Consider the following 16,592-nt stretch of genomic DNA (forward strand, 5'->3'; position numbering starts at 1 on the left):
TTTTTCCATGAATACTCGATACCGAAAAATTCTCGACGCTATCCTGAGGACGCCAACCACGTCGTCACTAGCCTTTTCCGAGATTGAAACGCTGGTGCTGCACCTCGGGGGCAGGTGCTGGAGCGGCAAGGCTCCCGGGTCAAACTGGTGCTTGGCGGCCAGTGCTGGAGGTGCCATCGTCCCCATCCAGGCAAGGAGGCCAGGCGGTATCAGATTGAAGAGGCCCGCGAATTCTTGCTGCGGGCAGGAGTGAAATGATGAGTTGCATGCGCTACAAGGGCTATGCCGCCCGTATTGAATATGATGAGCGTGATGATATTTTCGTCGGCCGCGTGCTGGGGATTCGCGACATCATCAGTTTCCACGCAAGTTCTGTCCCGGAACTGCATGAGGCCTTCCGTCATGCGTTGGAGGACTACCTGGCCGATTGCGCGGAACAGGGCATCACTCCCGAAAAGCCGGCATCGGGGAAGGTCATGCTGCGTATTCGGCCCGAAATCCATGCCGCTGCCAGCGTTGCTGCCCGTGCGGCAGGCAAAAGCCTGAACCAGTGGGCCGACGAGGTGTTTGAACAGGCGGCGCTGGCCTGATCGAACACTTGTTCTTCCAATCCCGCAATCACTCATGGCAGGCTCTACGGCGCTCATTTACCCGTCATCGAGTATTCAATGCCTTTCTCCAACGGTTTTCTCCTCAGCCTGTCCCTGTGTCTTGATATCGGTGTGGCCAATATCGCCATGATCACCCTGGCCATGCAGCGCGGTTTCCTGCAAGGGTTCTGGCTCGGCCTGGGCACGTGTGTCGGTGACCTGGTGTATGCGATCGCAGCGCTGGCCGGCATGACCGTGTTGCTGCAGTTCGAGAGCGTGCGCTGGGCCTTGTGGCTGGGTGGTTCGGCGCTGCTGGTGTGGTTCGCGCTGAAGATGCTGCTGGCGGCCTGGCGCGGCGGGCATATGGAAGCGCGCAGCGAGGTGGTGGCGGAATCGGCCTGGCGCGAATTCATGCGCGGTATCTTCCTGGCCATGTCGTCGCCCACCGCCATTTTGTGGTTCGCCGCTGTCGGTGGCGTGCTGATTTCCCGTTCCGGTGGCGGTAGCCTGCTGGAGGCCGGGTTGTTTCTCGGCGGCTTTTTCGCTGCAGGGCTGGTCTGGTGCCTGAGCCTGTGCGGCATCGCCAGCCATGGTGGGCGTTTGCTCGGTGACCGTCTGCTGACGTGGTCATACCTGCTCTCGGCAGCGATTTTCTGCTATTTCGCGGTGTACGTGATCGTTTCGGGCTATCGCGAATTCATACTGGCCAGCCCGGGCGTGTAGGCAGTTACAGGGGGCCGCCGCGCCTGTCAGCCTTTTTCCTCCCTGTTGTCGATTTCCCGCTCTCTCGTTCGACCAGTGTTGAAGGCGCCGAGTACCGGCGCCACCCGCACTTCGGAGAGCCCCTCATGAATACCCAGGCCGAAAGCGAAATCCGTGAACTGATCGAACGCTGGATGCAAGCGGTGCGCGATCGTGACATCCCAGGTATCACCGCCCCCTATGCCGACGACATCGTCGCCTTCGATGCGATCAAGGAACTGCAGTTCAAGGGCAAGGCCGTGTACCAGGCACATTGGGAAATGTGCATGGGTTTTTGCACCGGCCCGATGACGTTCGAGTTGGCCGAACTTACGGTGTACGCCGATGGCGAGCTGGGCCTGGCCCATTGGCTCAACCGCTGCGGCCCGTCGGATGACGAAAGCCAGTGCGGTTTCATGCGCGTCACCGTGGGCTATCGCAAGACCGCCGGCCAGTGGCGGGTCATCCACGAGCACTGGTCGGCGCCTTTCGATGTGGAAACCCAGAAAGCGCTGTTTGATCTCAAACCCTGATCAGCTATCGCCAAACGCACTTTGCCAATGCCGTGGAGATCACCATGAAATACCTGTGCCTGGTCTATTGTGACGAGGGGCTGCTGCACAGCCTGCCCGACAGCCCCGAAGATGCCGAATGCATGGCTTACGCCGAGTCGCTGCAGCGCTGTGGGCGCATGCTCGCGGCCGAGGCGCTGAAACCGGTGCAGACCGCCACCACGGTACGCATGCGCGGTGGCCACATGAGCCTGACCGATGGCCCGTTCGCCGAGACCAAAGAGCAGCTTGCGGGTTTTTACCTGGTCGATGCCCGCGATCTCAACGAGGCATTGAACATTGCCAAAGGCATCCCGGCCGCACGGGTCGGCAGCGTTGAAGTAAGGCCCGTGCGCGAACTGCAACCCTGACCGCAACGGAGAACAACAAGAATGAGCCTTGCCCAACCTGCGCAAGCGCAACACGAGTTGGCCATCAGCCGTCTGATCGACGCCCCGCCCGCCAAGGTGTTCCGTGCCTGGACCGAACCCCAGTGGCTGATGCAGTGGTGGGGGCCGCATGGCATGACCACGCCGGAATGTGAAATGCAGCTCTGGGTCGGTGGCCTGTTTCGTACCTTGATGCGCGCCCCCGACGGTACCGACTACCCCACCCAGGGTGTGTTCCTGGAGATCGCCGCGCCACGTCGGCTGGTGTTCACCGATGCGTTCGGGCCAGGCTGGGTGCCGTCTGCCAAGGCCTTCATGACCGCAGTGGTGACCTTTGACGAGGAACACGGCAAGACCCGTTATACCGCCCGCGCCTGGCACTGGAGCGCTGCCGACTGCACGGCCCATGAAGAAATGGGTTTTCACCAGGGGTGGGGAGAAAGCCTGGACCGCCTGGTGGAGGTGGTGACCCAGCGGATGCCGGACTGATGGCAACGCTGGTGCAGGTACGCGCCGAGATCGAGGGGGTTTACCGCCGGGACTCGCGGCGTATCCTGGCGACGCTGATCCGCCTGCTGGGGGATTTCGACCTGGCAGAGGAGGCCATGCATGATGCCTTCTTCATTGCCGTCGAGCGCTGGCAGCGCGATGGTATCCCCAAAAACCCACGTGCATGGCTGGTGTCGACCGGCCGTTTCAAGGCCATTGACGCGGTGCGGCGGCGTGCGCGTTTCGACCGTTCGCAGGCTGACCTGATCATGCTCATCGAGGGCCAGGGGCAAGACCCCAGTGATGAGGCGTTGCTCGCCGACGATCGCCTGCGGCTGATCTTCACGTGCTGCCACCCGGCTCTGGCTGCCGATGCGCAGGTGCCTTTGACGTTGCGCGAAGTCTGTGACCTGACCACTGAGCAGATCGCCCGTGCCTTCCTGCAGAGCCCGGCGACCATTGCCCAACGCATCGTGCGCGCCAAGGCCAAGATCCGCGACGCACGCATTCCTTACCAGGTGCCGGAGCTGCACGAATTGCCTGAGCGCCTGGAAAGCGTGTTGCGGGTGATTTACCTGGTGTTCAACGAAGGCTATTCGGCGTCTTCGGGTGAGGCGTTGGTGCAACAGGCGTTGAGTGATGAAGCGATTCGCCTCGGTCGCTTGCTGGTGCAGTTGTTACCGGACCCGGAGGCGGTCGGTTTGCTGGCGCTGATGTTGCTGCAGGCGTCACGCCAGCACGCGCGTAGCGATGCCCAAGGCAATCTGGTGCTGCTCGAGCAGCAGGATCGCAGCCTGTGGGACGGTGCGCAAATCAGCGAAGGCTGTGAATTGGTGCAGCTGGCGTTGCGCAGCCGGGCGTTCGGTGCCTACACGGTGCAGGCGGCGATTGCAGCGGTGCATGCGGAGGCTGCGAGCGCCAGTGAAACGGACTGGGCGCAGATTGTCGGCCTTTACGATGTGCTGCAGCGGCATTGGCCGTCCGCAGTGGTGGCGCTCAACCGAGCGGTGGCATTGGCCAAGCGGGATGGGCCGCGGGTGGGGTTGGCGGAGATTGAAACAATTCTGGCGACTGGCGAGTTGCGCGACTATCACCTGGCGCATGCGGCAAGGGCGGAGCTGCACTACCAGTTGGGTGAGGCAGAACAGGCCCGTGCGGCCTGGCGGCAGGCGCTGGAGTTGACGCATCAGGCGCCGGAACGGCGGCATATCGAGGGAAAGCTGCAGGCGTTGGAATGACCCGGCAGCACCGGCCCTGTCGCCGGTACTGCCTGAAGCCATCAGCTGGCGACAAAATTGGGCGGCGATACCAGCTCTACCGTCTGCTGCTTGCGCGGCGCCAGGATCTCTGCCTCGCCCTCTACAACCAGCTCATCGTTCTGGTTGTACACGTTGGTGGCGATGCGCACTTTGAACTTGGGCAGCTTCTCGAGGATTTCCAGGCGCACGGTCAGGGTGTCGCCGATTTTCACCGGCTTCTGGAAGCTCATCTTCTGGCCCAGGTAGATGGTGCCGGGGCCGGGCAGGGTGCAGGCTACTGCCGCGCTGATCAGCGCGCCGCTGAACATGCCATGGGCAATGCGCTCACGGAACATGCTCTTGGCGGCGAATTCGGCATCCAGGTGCACCGGGTTGTGGTCACCGGACATCGCGGCGAACAGCTGGATGTCGCGTTCTTCCACAGACTTTTCGTAACTGGCCTTCTGGCCGACTTCTAGAGCTTCGTAAGGCGTGTTGGTGACCTGGGTCATTGGCGCTTCCTTGATGGGCGGACAAGGCCGTTATCATTCACTGCGGGCAGGGCGGCCAAGGGCCAGCGCCTGCTCCAGCCACGCGAGGATATCGGCGGTGACCTCGTCCCGATTGAGTTCATTGAGCACTTCGTGCCGCGCCTTGGGGTAGACGCGCAGTTGTACATGTCGATTGCCGGTCGCGCGCAGGGCGTCGGCCAGATGGGTGAGACGCTTGCCGGCACTCACCGGATCACATTCACCGCCAATCACCAGCAACGGCAGGTTCGGATCGATCTGCGCGAGGTTCTTCGCCTGGCTGATCTGCGCCAGGCCGTGCAGCAAGTCTAGCCACAACTGGTTGCTGCAGCGAAAACCGCACAGCGGGTCGCTGACGTACCTGTTTACCTCTTCAGGGTCGCGGCTGAGCCAGTCGAAGGCGGTACGGGTGGGTTTGAACGATTTGTTGAACGAGCCGAACGACAGCCATTCGATCAGCGCACTCTTGCCCTGGGGCCCTTGGCGCCAGGCCTCCAGCCGGGCGATCAGGCGCGCCATGCGGTACAGCGCCGGCGGCTGGAAATTGGAGCCGCTGAGGATCGCCCCGTGCACGCTGCCACTGTGGTGCATCAGGTAAGCCTGGGCGATGTAGCTGCCCATGCTGTGGCCGAACAGGAACAGCGGTGTGCAGGGGAACTGCTGGCCGATGTGCTGTGTGAGCAGGGCCAGGTCGTTGACCACGGCATTCCAGCCATGTTGCCGGGCGAACAGGCCGAGGCTACCCCGTTCGGCGGTACGGCCGTGGCCGCGCAGGTCCGCAGCCAGCAGCGCATAGCCGGCAGCGCTCAGCGCCTGGCCCAGGCGCTGGTAGCGCCCGGCATGTTCGGCCATGCCGTGCGCCAGCAGCACCACGGCCTTGACCGGCGTGGCCGGCAGCCATTGGTGCACGTACAGGCTGCAATGCTCGCTGGCCGGCAGCCAGAAGGCGTCGTAAGGCATGGCGGATCCTTTGCGCTGGGGTACGAGCACAGTGTATGCGCAAGCGGCCGGATTGCAGGAAGGGCACAAATAAGATTCACAATGTTAATGGCGGCACTTGGCATATATGCCACCTCAGGCTTACCTGCTAACGTCGGTTGAACGCCTTTTTGCCATCAGGCAAAGGGATTACAGGCTAAGAGCGGGTTCAGGCAGAGGAACAATAATAAATGCAAGCCGACTTCTGGAATGACAAGCGCCCGGCGGGCGTGCCTTCCACCATCGATATCCATGCGTACACCTCGGTCGTCGAAGTTTTCGAGCGATCCTGCAAGCGCTTCGCCGACCGCCCGGCGTTCAGCAACCTGGGCAAGACCCTGACCTATGGCGAACTCGACCGCCTTTCGGCGGCCTTTGCTGCCTGGCTGCAGCAGCATACCGACCTGGTGCCGGGTGACCGCATCGCCGTACAGATGCCCAACGTGCTGCAGTATCCCATTGCGGTGTTCGGCGCCCTGCGCGCCGGGCTGATCGTGGTCAACACCAACCCGCTGTACACCGAGCGTGAAATGCGCCACCAGTTCAAAGACGCCGGTGCCCGCGCCCTGGTGTACCTGAACATGTTCGGCAAGCGGGTCCAGGAGGTGCTGCCCGATACCGGCATCGAATACCTGATCGAGGCGAAGATGGGCGACCTGTTGCCCATGGCCAAGGGGTGGTTGATCAACACCGTGGTCGACAAGGTCAAGAAAATGGTCCCGGCCTATCATCTGCCCCAGGCCATCTCGTTCAAGCAGGCACTGCGCGAGGGCGCGGCGCTGAGCCACAAGCCGGTAACGCTGAGCTTGGACGACATCGCCGTGCTGCAGTACACCGGCGGCACCACGGGCCTGGCCAAGGGCGCCATGCTCACCCACGGCAACCTGGTGGCCAACATGCTGCAGGTGCTGGCGTGCTTTTCGCAGCATGGCCCGGACGGGCAGAAGCTGATCAAGGAAGGCCAGGAGGTGATGATCGCGCCGCTGCCGCTGTACCACATCTATGCCTTTACCGCGAACTGCATGTGCATGATGGTCACCGGCAACCATAACGTGTTGATCACCAACCCGCGCGATATCCCTGGCTTCATCAAGGAACTGGGCAAGTGGCGGTTCACCGCACTGTTGGGGTTGAACACCCTGTTCGTGGCGCTGATGGATCACCCGGGCTTCCGGCAGCTGGATTTCTCGGCGCTCAAGGTGACCAACTCTGGCGGTACGGCACTGGTCAAGGCCACCGCCGAACGTTGGGAGAGCCTGACCGGCTGCCGCATTGTCGAGGGCTACGGCCTGACAGAGACTTCGCCAGTGGCCAGCACCAACCCTTATGGCGAGCTGGCACGCCTGGGTACCGTGGGCATACCGGTGGCAGACACAGCATTCAAGGTCATCGATGATGAGGGCAATGAACTGCCGCTCGGTGAGCGGGGCGAGTTGTGCATCAAGGGCCCGCAGGTGATGAAGGGGTACTGGCAGCAACCCGAGGCTACGGCGCAGACCCTGGATGCTGATGGCTGGCTGAAAACCGGCGACATTGCAGTGATCGACCCGGACGGCTTTACGCGTATCGTCGACCGCAAGAAGGACATGATCATCGTCTCGGGCTTCAACGTGTACCCCAACGAAATCGAAGACGTGATCATGGGCCACCCGAAGGTGGCCAACTGCGCCGCCATCGGCGTGCCTGACGAGCGTTCGGGCGAGGCCGTCAAACTGTTCGTGGTGGCCCGTGAGGGCGGGCTCAGCGTCGATGAACTCAAGGCCTACTGCAAGGCCAACTTCACAGGTTACAAAGTGCCCAAGCACATCGTGCTGCGCGAGTCGTTGCCGATGACCCCGGTGGGCAAGATCCTGCGTCGCGAGCTGCGCGACATCGCGTAAGGGGGGCGAGCTTCAAACTTCAAGTTTCAAGCTGCAAGAGGGGGCGTGCGCCGCTCTAGCTTGCAGCTTGCCGCTTGAAACTTGGCGCTCTAAGTCAAATACTCTAAAAATGACTTGTATCCTTCATTGAGTCATTTTTGTGACCGTAAGGCCCGTTTTGGCCTCTAGGCGACCCTTTGCAAAGCTGTTACTCTCGGCCCGCTTTCAGATGATTCGGTTTGCAACGAACCGCCATCTCATATCAATAATAAACGCATCGACGCGTAAATCGAACTTCGCTGTTGCTGAAGGAGTGGGCTTCCATGATCGACCATTTTTGGAAGGATAAATACCCAGCCGGGATTACGGCGGAAATCAATCCTGACGAATTCCCCAATATCCAGGCGGTACTCAAGCAATCCTGCCAACGCTTTGCCGACAAACCGGCCTTTAGCAACCTGGGCAAGACCATCACCTACGGCGAGTTGTATGCCCTGTCGGGCGCTTTTGCGGCCTGGCTGCAGCAGCACACCGACCTCAAGCCGGGTGATCGCATTGCCGTACAGCTGCCGAATGTCCTGCAGTACCCGGTAGCGGTGTTCGGTGCCATGCGCGCCGGCCTGATCGTGGTCAACACCAACCCGCTGTATACCGCACGGGAAATGGAACATCAGTTCAACGACTCCGGTGCCAAGGCGCTGGTGTGCCTGGCCAACATGGCGCACCTGGCCGAGAAAGTGGTGCCCAAGACCCAGGTCAGGCACGTCATCGTCACTGAAGTGGCCGACCTGTTGCCACCGCTCAAGCGCCTGCTGATCAACAGCGTGATCAAGTACGTGAAGAAGATGGTGCCGGCCTATAACCTGCCGAACGCCGTGCGCTTCAACGATACCCTGGCGCTGGGCAAGGGCCAGCCGGTGGCCGAGGCCAACCCGCAAGCCAATGATGTTGCCGTGCTGCAGTACACCGGCGGCACCACAGGTGTGGCCAAGGGCGCAATGCTGACGCACCGCAACCTGGTGGCCAACATGCTGCAGTGCCGGGCGCTGATGGGTTCGAACCTGCATGAAGGTTGCGAGATCCTCATCACGCCGCTGCCGCTGTACCACATCTATGCCTTTACCTTCCATTGCATGGCGATGATGCTGATCGGCAACCATAACGTGCTGATCAGCAACCCGCGTGACTTGCCGGCAATGGTCAAGGAGCTGGGCAAGTGGAAATTCAGCGGCTTCGTCGGCCTCAACACCCTGTTCGTTGCCCTGTGCAACAACGAGGCGTTCCGTGCGTTGGACTTCTCGGCGTTGAAGATCACCCTGTCCGGTGGCATGGCGCTGCAACTGAGCGTGGCCGAGCGCTGGAAAGCCGTCACCGGTTGCGCCATTTGCGAAGGCTATGGCATGACCGAGACCAGCCCGGTTGCGGCGGTCAATCCGGCCGAAGCCAACCAGGTCGGCACCATCGGTATCCCGGTGCCCTCGACCCTGTGCAAGGTCATCGATGACAGTGGCACCGAACTGCCGCTGGGCGAGGTGGGCGAGCTGTGCGTCAAGGGGCCGCAGGTGATGAAGGGCTACTGGCAGCGTGAAGATGCCACCGCCGAGATCCTCGACAGTGACGGTTGGCTGAAGACCGGGGACATTGCCCTGATCCAGCCGGATGGCTACATGCGCATCGTTGACCGCAAGAAGGACATGATCCTGGTCTCGGGCTTCAACGTGTATCCCAACGAGCTGGAGGACGTACTGGCAGCCCTGCCGGGTGTGCTGCAGTGCGCTGCGATCGGCGTGCCGGACGAAAAGTCGGGCGAACTGATCAAGGTGTTCATCGTGGTCAAGCCGGGCATGACCGTCACCAAGGAGCAGGTGATGGAGCACATGCGTGCCAACGTCACCGGCTACAAGGTGCCGCGTTACATCGAGTTCCGCGACGCGCTGCCAACGACCAACGTGGGCAAGATCCTGCGCCGCGAGTTGCGTGATGAAGAGCTGAAGAAGCAGGGTTTCAAGAAGATCGCCTGATCGCTGACCATTGCCTGGCTATATCTGCATCATGCTGAAAATCTGGGGCCGCTTTGCGGCCCTTTCGCGACACGAGGCCGCTCCTACAGGGGGAGCGCAATCAACGCAGTTTTTCCAGCATCTGGTAGTACCACATCCCTGCCGCCAACAGCGGATTGCCCAGCAGATCCCCCATCGGCACCTTGATGTGCTTGCACCCGGCAAAGGTATCGAACTTCTCCAGCGTTCCAGTCAGCGCCTCGGCCATGATTTCGCCCATGATGTGGCTGGTGGCGATGCCGTGCCCCGAATAGCCCTGGCAATACCAGACGTTGTCCGAAAGCTTGCCCAGCTGCGGTATGCGATTGACCACGATACCCATCGCGCAGCTCCACTGGAACTCGATCGGCACCCCTTTGAGGGCCGGGAAGGTGCGCTCGATGCACGGGCGCAGTTCACCTGCGATATCACGGGAATCCTTGCCCGAATAGTTGGCGCCGCCGCCGAACAGCAGGCGTTTGTCGGCAGTGAGGCGGTAGTAGTCGAGCACGAAACGGCAGTCGTACACCGCCAGGTCCTGGGGGTTGATCTGTTCGGCCAGTTCGCCCAGCGGCGCGGTGGTGACGATGCCACCCATGGCGGGGAAGATCTTGCCCTTTAGCTGGCGCTTTTCCAGTTTGTGGTAAACGTCGCCGGCCAGCATCACCTGGCGTGCTTCGATTCGGCCTTGGGCAGTGACCACTGCAGGGCGCGGGCCGTGCACGATGTCCAGTACCTCGGAGTTCTCGAAGATCAGCGCGCCCAGTGCATGGGCGGCACGCGCCTCGCCCAGGCACAGGTTGAGCGGGTGCAGGTGCAGGTTGCGCAGGTTTTTCAGCGCGCCCAGGTACAACGGGCTTTGCAGGTGTTCGGCAACCGAGTTGCGGTCGAGCATGTGCACCTGATCACCCATGCCGCGGCGCTGCGCTTCGGCCTCGAAGGCGCGCAGCTCGTTGAGGTGTGACGGTTTCATCGCTGCATGCAGGTGGCCGCGCTTGAGGTCACAGTCGATGCCATAGCGCTCGACCCGCTGCTCGATGATCTGGTGCCCGCGCCAGCGCAGGTGCCAGATGAAGTCATCCACTTCACTGCCCAGGCGGTCGCGCATCTGCGTGCGCATGGCTTCGTCGCCCGAGAGGCTGCCGGTGACCTGGCCGCCGTTGCGGCCGCTGGCGCCCCAGCCGATGCGGTTGGTTTCCACCACCGCCACTTTCAGGCCGCGCTCGGCCAGCTCCACGGCGGTGGCTACGCCGGTGAAACCGCCGCCGATAATGGCTACGTCGACCTGCACGGTGCCCTTGAGCTGCGGGTACTGCGTGTGGTCGTTGAGGGAGGCACTGTAGTAGGACGGCGCGCGCTGGGCCGGGCCGTTGTTCACTGCTGCGTTCATGGGTGTTCCTTATTCTGAATAGGGTGAGGCTCAGGCCTGGTGCAGGTACCAGCGCCAGTCCTGTTCGCTGACTTCGGCCATGAACTGGCGATACTCGGCGCGCTTGACCTTCAGGTACACCCCGAGGAAGTCTGCACCGAGTGCTTCGCGTGCCCACGCCGAACGCTCCAGTGCGTCGAGGGCGGTCAGCCAGTCGGTGGGCAGGTGTTCGGTGGCCTGGGCGTAGCCGTTGCCTTCGACCGGTGCGCCCGGGTCGAGTTGTTCGCGGATGCCGCGGTGGCTGGCAGCGAGAATCGCCGCAGCGGCCAGGTACGGGTTGGCGTCGGCGCCACAGATGCGGTGTTCGACATGGCGGCTGTTGGCCGGCCCGCCGGGCACGCGCAAGCTGACCGTGCGGTTGTCGACACCCCAGGTTGGCGCCAGCGGTGCATAGCTGTTGGCCTGGAAGCGACGGAACGAGTTGGCGTTGGGGCAGAACAGCAGCAGCGAGTCGCGCAGGTGGCGTAGCATGCCGGCAACCGCTTGGCGCAGAAGGGGAGTGCCGGCCTTGTCTTCGCTGGCGAACAGGTTGTTGCCGGCGCTGTCGGCCAGGCTCAGGTGCATGTGCATGCCGGTGCCGGCCAGTTGCGCGAAGGGTTTGGCCATGAAGCACGCCTGCATGCCGTGGGCGTGCGCCACGCCTTTGACCAGGCGCTTGTAGCGCACGGCCTGGTCCATCGCTTCCAGGGCATCGCCATGCTCCAGGGTGATTTCCACCTGGCCTGGGGCGTACTCCGAAATCGCCGTGCGGGCCGGGATGCCCTGGGCTTTGCAGGCCGCGTAAAGGTCGGCGAGAAACGGCTCTATCTGCTCCAGTTCACGCAGGCCATAGACCTGGGTGCTGCGCGGGCGGCCGCCATCATTGTCCAGGGCCGGTTGCGGCCGGCCCTGGGCGTCACGCTGCTGGTCGAGCAGGAAGAACTCCAGTTCGCACGCCATCACCGGGTGGTAGCCGTCGGCCTTGAGCGCTTCGATGGTGCGCAACAGCACATGGCGCGGGTCGGCGACGCTGGCCGGCAGGCCTTCGCTGGGGTGCATGCTGACTTGCACGGCGGCGGTCGGCACGCGGCGCCATGGCAGGCGTACCAGGCTGCCCTCCAAGGGGTAGGCGCGGCAGTCGATGTCGCCGACGTCCCAGACCAGCCCGGAGTTTTCCACGTCATCGCCATTGAGGGTCAGGCCCAGGATGGTACTGGGCAGCGGGCGGCCGCTCTGGTAAACCGCCAGCAGCTCGTCGCGGTGCAGCAGCTTGCCGCGCGGCACGCCGTTGGCGTCGAGGATGAACAGTTCGAACAGCTCGATATCGGGGTTTTCGGCAAGGAAACGTCGGGCGTGTTCAACGGGGGCAAAGTGCATGAGGGATTCGCTCGTGTGCATACAGGACCGCCGCTTGGCGGCGGTCCGGCTGAGTCAATCGGCCGAAAGGTGGCCGGGCTTTGTCAGATGCGCGAGTGAAGTGTCCGGTGGGCGGGCGTGGCGGCAATGCCAGAGGGCCCAGAAGGCCAGAATCACATGGACCAGCGGATTTTCACCGGCGCAGGTTCGGGCCTTCGGTAGCGAAGGGCGCGAAAGCGGCGGGGCGATGGGCTGGACGGGGATCATGCATTGGATACTCACATGCGACGTCACGTTGATTAAAGCAGTGAATGGCAACCTTCACTCTGGTAACGGCTAAACATTGGCGGGGGCCGGTACAGACAGCAAAAAGCCGGCAAATCTGCGACAATCGCGCATCCTTCGAATGCCGATCATGCAAAAGCAGGCTCACCTGCATCACTAAAAAGCCCCATGACTGACCACGCCATCGACAAACTGCTGCAAAACCTCGACCACGCCATGATCGCCGACCGCCATCGCCTGCGCCGGCAACTGCATGAGCTGCGCAAGCGCCCCGACGAGGCCAAGCTCGCGCAGTGGGTGGAGAAGGTCCAGGCGTCTTGCGCCCAGGTGACCGCGCGTCAGCACAGTGTGCCGCGCATACGCTACGACGACAGCTTGCCGATTGCCGCCAAGCGCGACGAGATCAAAAAGGCATTGGCCGAAAACCAGGTCCTGGTGATTGCCGGTGAGACCGGTTCGGGCAAGACCACCCAGCTACCCAAGATCTGCCTGGAGCTGGGCCGCGGCAGCCACGGCCTGATCGCCCACACCCAGCCACGGCGGATTGCCGCGCGCAGCGTTGCTGCCCGTGTGGCTGAAGAGCTGGGTACACCGCTGGGCGCCCTGGTCGGTTACCAGGTGCGGTTCGAGGACCAGAGCGACGCCAACACCTTGGTCAAGCTGATGACCGACGGCATCTTGCTGGCCGAAACCCAGCATGACCGCTTCCTCGAGCGCTACGACACGATCATCGTCGACGAGGCGCACGAGCGCAGCCTGAACATCGATTTCCTGCTCGGCTACCTCAAGACCCTGCTGCATCGCCGCCCGGACCTGAAGCTGATCATCACTTCGGCGACCATCGACTTGGAGCGCTTCTCCAAGCATTTCGACGGTGCGCCGATCATCGAGGTATCCGGCCGTACCTACCCGGTGGACACCTGGTATCGCCCGCTGACCAGTGAACAGGACGAAGAAGGCAACCAGGTCGAGGACGACCTCACCGTCGACCAGGCGATCCTCGCCACCCTCGATGAGATCGCCCACCACGAGCGCAGCGAGGGCAAGGGCCCCGGCGACGTGCTGGTGTTCCTGCCGGGCGAGCGCGAGATTCGCGATGCCGCCGAGATCCTGCGCAAGGCCCAGTTGCGTCATACCGAGATCCTGCCGCTGTATGCGCGCCTGTCTCCGGCCGAGCAGCAGCGTATCTTCCAGTCGCACACTGGCCGGCGAGTGGTGCTGGCCACCAACGTGGCGGAAACCTCGCTGACCGTGCCAGGCATCCGCTATGTGATCGACACCGGTACCGCGCGCATCAGCCGCTACAGCTACCGGGCCAAGGTCCAGCGCTTGCCGATCGAAGCGGTATCCCAGGCCAGCGCCAACCAGCGTAAAGGCCGTTGCGGCCGTGTCGAGCCGGGCATTTGCATACGCCTTTACAGCGAAGAAGACTTCAACGGCCGGCCAGCCTTCACCGACCCCGAGATCCTGCGCACCAACCTGGCGGCGGTGATCCTGCAGATGCTGCACCTGCGTCTGGGCGCCATCGATGCCTTCCCGTTCATCGAGCCGCCGGATGGCAAGGCCATCAGCGACGGTTTCAACCTGCTGCAGGAGCTGTCGGCGGTCAACCGCGAGAACCAGCTGACGCCCCTGGGCCGTCAACTGGCGCGCTTGCCGATCGATCCCCGGCTGGGCCGGATGCTGCTCGAAGGCGCCCGTCAGGGCAGCCTGCAGGAAGTGCTGATCGTCACCAGTGCATTGTCGGTGCAGGACCCGCGCGAGCGCCCGCCGGAGCGTCAGCAGGCGGCTGACCAGGCGCATGCGCAGTGGAAAGATGTGGATTCCGATTTTGCCGCACTGGTCAACCTGTGGCGAGGCTTCGAGGAGCAGCGCCAGGCGCTGACGGCCAACCCGCTACGCAACTGGTGTCGCAAGAATTTTCTCAACTATTTGCGCCTTCGCGAATGGCGTGACGCCCATCGTCAGTTGGCGCTGATCTGCCGTGACCTGCAACTGACGGTGAACAAGGACCCGTCCGACTACCAGAAGATGCACAAAGCCATCCTCAGCGGGCTGCTCAGCCAGATCGGCCACAAGACCGAAGACGGCGACTACCAGGGCGCGCGTCAGCGGCGCTTCTGGGTGCACCCGTCCTCGGGCATTGGCCGCAAGCGCCCGCAGTGGGTCATGGCCGCCGAGCTGGTGGAGACCACCAAGCTGTATGCGCGCATGGTGGCCAAGATCGAGCCCGACTGGATCGAGCCGCTGGCGACTCACCTGGTCAAGAAAAACCACTTCGAACCGCACTGGGAGAAGAAGCGCGGGCAGGTGGTGGCCTACGAGCAGATCACCCTCTACGGGCTGATCCTGGTCGGCCGCCGCCCAGTGCATTACGGTCCGATCGACCCGGTTACCTCGCGTGAGCTGTTCATACGCGAAGGGCTGGTTGGAGGCGAAATCCAGTCGCGGGCCAAGTGCCTGGCCGCCAACAAGCGCCTGCTTGAAGAGCTCGACGAGCTGGAAGCCAAGGCGCGTCGGCGCGACATTCTTGCCGATGAAGAAACCCTCTACGCCTTCTATGAGGCGCGCCTGCCAGCGGAGATCCACCAGACCGCGACCTTCGACAGCTGGTACCGCATGGGCAGCCAGAAGGATGCCAGCCTGCTGATCATGCGTGAGGAAGACGTGTTGGCCCGTGAGGCCAGCGAAGTCACTGCGGCGCAATACCCGGACAGCCTGCAGGTCGGCGAGCTGCGCCTGCCGCTGAGCTACCACTTCGAACCGGGCCACCCACGTGACGGCGTGACGGTAAGGGTGCCCGCGCCGCTGTTGCCAAGCCTGCCGGGCGAGCGCCTGGAGTGGCTGGTGCCGGGCTTGCTCGAAGCCAAGTGCGTGGCGCTGGTACGCAACCTGCCCAAGGCCCTGCGCAAGAACTTCGTGCCGGTACCGGACTTCGTCAAGGCGTCGCTGGCACGCATGACGTTCGGCCAGGGGGCCTTGCCTCAGGCCTTGGGGCAGGAGCTGTTGCGCATGACCGGTGCCCGTGTGTCCGATGAGGCCTGGGCAGAGTCGGTAGGCCTGGTCGAAGGGCATCTGCGTATGAATATCGAGGTGGTCGATGGCCAAGGCAAGTTCCTCGGCGAGGGCCGCGACCTGGCCGAGTTGACCGCACGCTTTGCCGCCGCCAGCCAGGCAGCGCTGGCTGTGCCGCGCGACGACAAGGGCGCGCAGCCGGTGCAGGCCAAGGCCTTCAGTGAAGTGAAACAGACCGCCCAGCAGAAGATCGCCGGGCTGTCGATGACGGTGTACCCGGCATTGGTGGAAGAGAGCGGCAGCGTGCGCGAGGGGCGTTTCTCGACCCAGGCCGAAGCCGAGTTCCAGCATCGCCGTGCCTTGCAGCGCCTGTTGCTGCAGCAGTTGGCAGAGCCTGCCAAGTTCCTGCGCGGCAAGCTCCCGGGGCTGACCGAACTGGGCTTGCTGTACCGCGAACTGGGCCGTGTCGAGGCGCTGGTGGAGGATATCCTGCTGGCCAGCCTCGACAGTTGCATCCTCGAAGGGGAGGCCACGCTACCGCGCGATGGCGCAGCATTGGCCGGGCTTGCCGAGCGCAAGCGCGGCAGCTGGGCCGAGCATGCCGAGCGCCTGGCCCGCCAGACGCTGGAAGTGCTCAAGCTGTGGCACGGCCTGCAGAAGCGTTTCAAAGGCAAGATCGACCTGAGCCAGGCGGTGGCGCTGAACGACATCAAGCAGCAGTTGGCCAACCTGGTGTATCCGGGCTTCGTGCGCGAGACGCCTTCGGCCTGGTTCAAGGAGCTGCCGCGCTACCTCAGGGCGGTGGAGTTGCGCCTGGAGAAGCTTGGCAGCCAGGTGCAGAAGGACCGGGTGTGGAGTGGCGAGCTGACCAACCTCTGGGCCCAGTACAAGGCCCGTGCCGACAAGCACGCCCAGGAAGGCAAGCGCGACGAGCAACTGACCTTGTACCGCTGGTTGCTGGAAGAATATCGGGTGTCGCTGTTTGCCCAGCAATTGGGCACGAAAGTACCGATTTCTGACAAACGTCTCAGCAAACAGTGGTCTCAGGTGGAAGCCTAAACCCCGCAAGTTGTGGCAATATTGAGGCAATTTGGGGCCGCATTGCGGCCCCTTGCGGGTTCAAC

13 protein-coding genes are annotated in these 16,592 nt (G+C 63.0%); 9 read left to right on the forward strand and 4 right to left on the reverse strand.

Going from position 1 to position 16,592, the window contains the following annotated elements; translation table 11 throughout:
- The first annotated feature begins 257 nt into the window (after positions 1–257).
- The 6 genes from ACMGGN_RS03480 to ACMGGN_RS03505 all read left to right on the forward strand — a co-directional run bounded on the left by ACMGGN_RS03480 (position 258) and on the right by ACMGGN_RS03505 (position 3,998).
- Positions 258–590, forward strand: coding sequence for a type II toxin-antitoxin system HicB family antitoxin (locus ACMGGN_RS03480; RefSeq protein ID WP_039603657.1), 333 nt, complete (start codon positions 258–260; stop codon positions 588–590).
- A gap of 78 nt (positions 591–668) precedes the next feature.
- On the forward strand, positions 669–1,313 hold the full coding sequence (locus ACMGGN_RS03485) for a LysE family translocator (protein WP_046788043.1): 645 nt from the start codon (positions 669–671) through the stop codon (positions 1,311–1,313).
- A gap of 125 nt (positions 1,314–1,438) precedes the next feature.
- Positions 1,439–1,864, forward strand: a complete 426-nt coding sequence (locus tag ACMGGN_RS03490; RefSeq protein WP_039603658.1) for a YybH family protein — start codon at positions 1,439–1,441, stop codon at positions 1,862–1,864.
- A gap of 44 nt (positions 1,865–1,908) precedes the next feature.
- Entirely contained in the window at positions 1,909–2,253 is a 345-nt protein-coding gene (locus tag ACMGGN_RS03495) for a YciI family protein (RefSeq protein ID WP_039603659.1), read from the forward strand.
- Positions 2,254–2,274: 21 nt separating this feature from the next.
- Positions 2,275–2,760 (forward strand): SRPBCC family protein, encoded by a 486-nt coding sequence (locus tag ACMGGN_RS03500; protein ID WP_115274123.1) that lies wholly within the window; start codon positions 2,275–2,277, stop codon positions 2,758–2,760.
- Positions 2,760–3,998, forward strand: coding sequence for an RNA polymerase sigma factor (locus ACMGGN_RS03505; protein WP_115274124.1), 1,239 nt, complete (start codon positions 2,760–2,762; stop codon positions 3,996–3,998). The genes ACMGGN_RS03500 and ACMGGN_RS03505 overlap by 1 nt, the downstream gene beginning before the upstream one ends.
- Positions 3,999–4,039: 41 nt before the next feature.
- Here ACMGGN_RS03505 and ACMGGN_RS03510 read toward each other — a convergent pair whose 3' ends face one another.
- Positions 4,040–4,510, reverse strand: a complete 471-nt coding sequence (locus ACMGGN_RS03510) for a MaoC family dehydratase (protein WP_012315672.1) — start codon at positions 4,508–4,510, stop codon at positions 4,040–4,042.
- Between the two features lie 33 nt (positions 4,511–4,543).
- Entirely contained in the window at positions 4,544–5,488 is a 945-nt protein-coding gene (locus ACMGGN_RS03515; protein ID WP_414156466.1) for a lysophospholipase, read from the reverse strand.
- A gap of 209 nt (positions 5,489–5,697) precedes the next feature.
- Between ACMGGN_RS03515 and fadD2 the strand changes: the two genes are divergently transcribed.
- Together fadD2 and fadD1 are read left to right on the forward strand one after the other, a co-directional pair.
- Complete coding sequence (fadD2, locus tag ACMGGN_RS03520) at positions 5,698–7,386, forward strand: long-chain-fatty-acid--CoA ligase FadD2 (protein WP_046788048.1); 1,689 nt, start codon at positions 5,698–5,700, stop codon at positions 7,384–7,386.
- A 302-nt stretch (positions 7,387–7,688) separates the two neighbouring features.
- On the forward strand, positions 7,689–9,386 hold the full coding sequence (gene fadD1, locus ACMGGN_RS03525; protein WP_414156467.1) for a long-chain-fatty-acid--CoA ligase FadD1: 1,698 nt from the start codon (positions 7,689–7,691) through the stop codon (positions 9,384–9,386).
- A gap of 100 nt (positions 9,387–9,486) precedes the next feature.
- On the opposite strand, the gene ACMGGN_RS03530 is transcribed toward fadD1, so the two are convergent.
- Both ACMGGN_RS03530 and ACMGGN_RS03535 read right to left on the reverse strand, forming a co-directional pair.
- Positions 9,487–10,794 carry an NAD(P)/FAD-dependent oxidoreductase gene (locus tag ACMGGN_RS03530; RefSeq protein WP_046788050.1) on the reverse strand — a complete coding sequence of 436 codons (1,308 nt, stop codon included), beginning with the start codon at positions 10,792–10,794 and terminating at the stop codon, positions 9,487–9,489.
- Positions 10,795–10,824: 30 nt separating this feature from the next.
- A complete protein-coding gene (locus ACMGGN_RS03535; RefSeq protein ID WP_046788051.1) occupies positions 10,825–12,189 on the reverse strand; it encodes a glutamine synthetase family protein in 1,365 nt (454 codons plus the stop codon).
- A 432-nt stretch (positions 12,190–12,621) separates the two neighbouring features.
- Here ACMGGN_RS03535 and hrpA point away from each other — a divergent pair, with 432 nt between their 5' ends.
- Positions 12,622–16,527 carry an ATP-dependent RNA helicase HrpA gene (gene hrpA / locus ACMGGN_RS03540; protein ID WP_125924534.1) on the forward strand — a complete coding sequence of 1,302 codons (3,906 nt, stop codon included), beginning with the start codon at positions 12,622–12,624 and terminating at the stop codon, positions 16,525–16,527.
- Positions 16,528–16,592: the final 65 nt, after the last annotated feature.

It is taken from the genome of Pseudomonas sp. BNK-30 (assembly GCF_047456185.1).
Classification (GTDB): Bacteria; Pseudomonadota; Gammaproteobacteria; order Pseudomonadales; family Pseudomonadaceae; genus Aquipseudomonas; species Aquipseudomonas putida_E.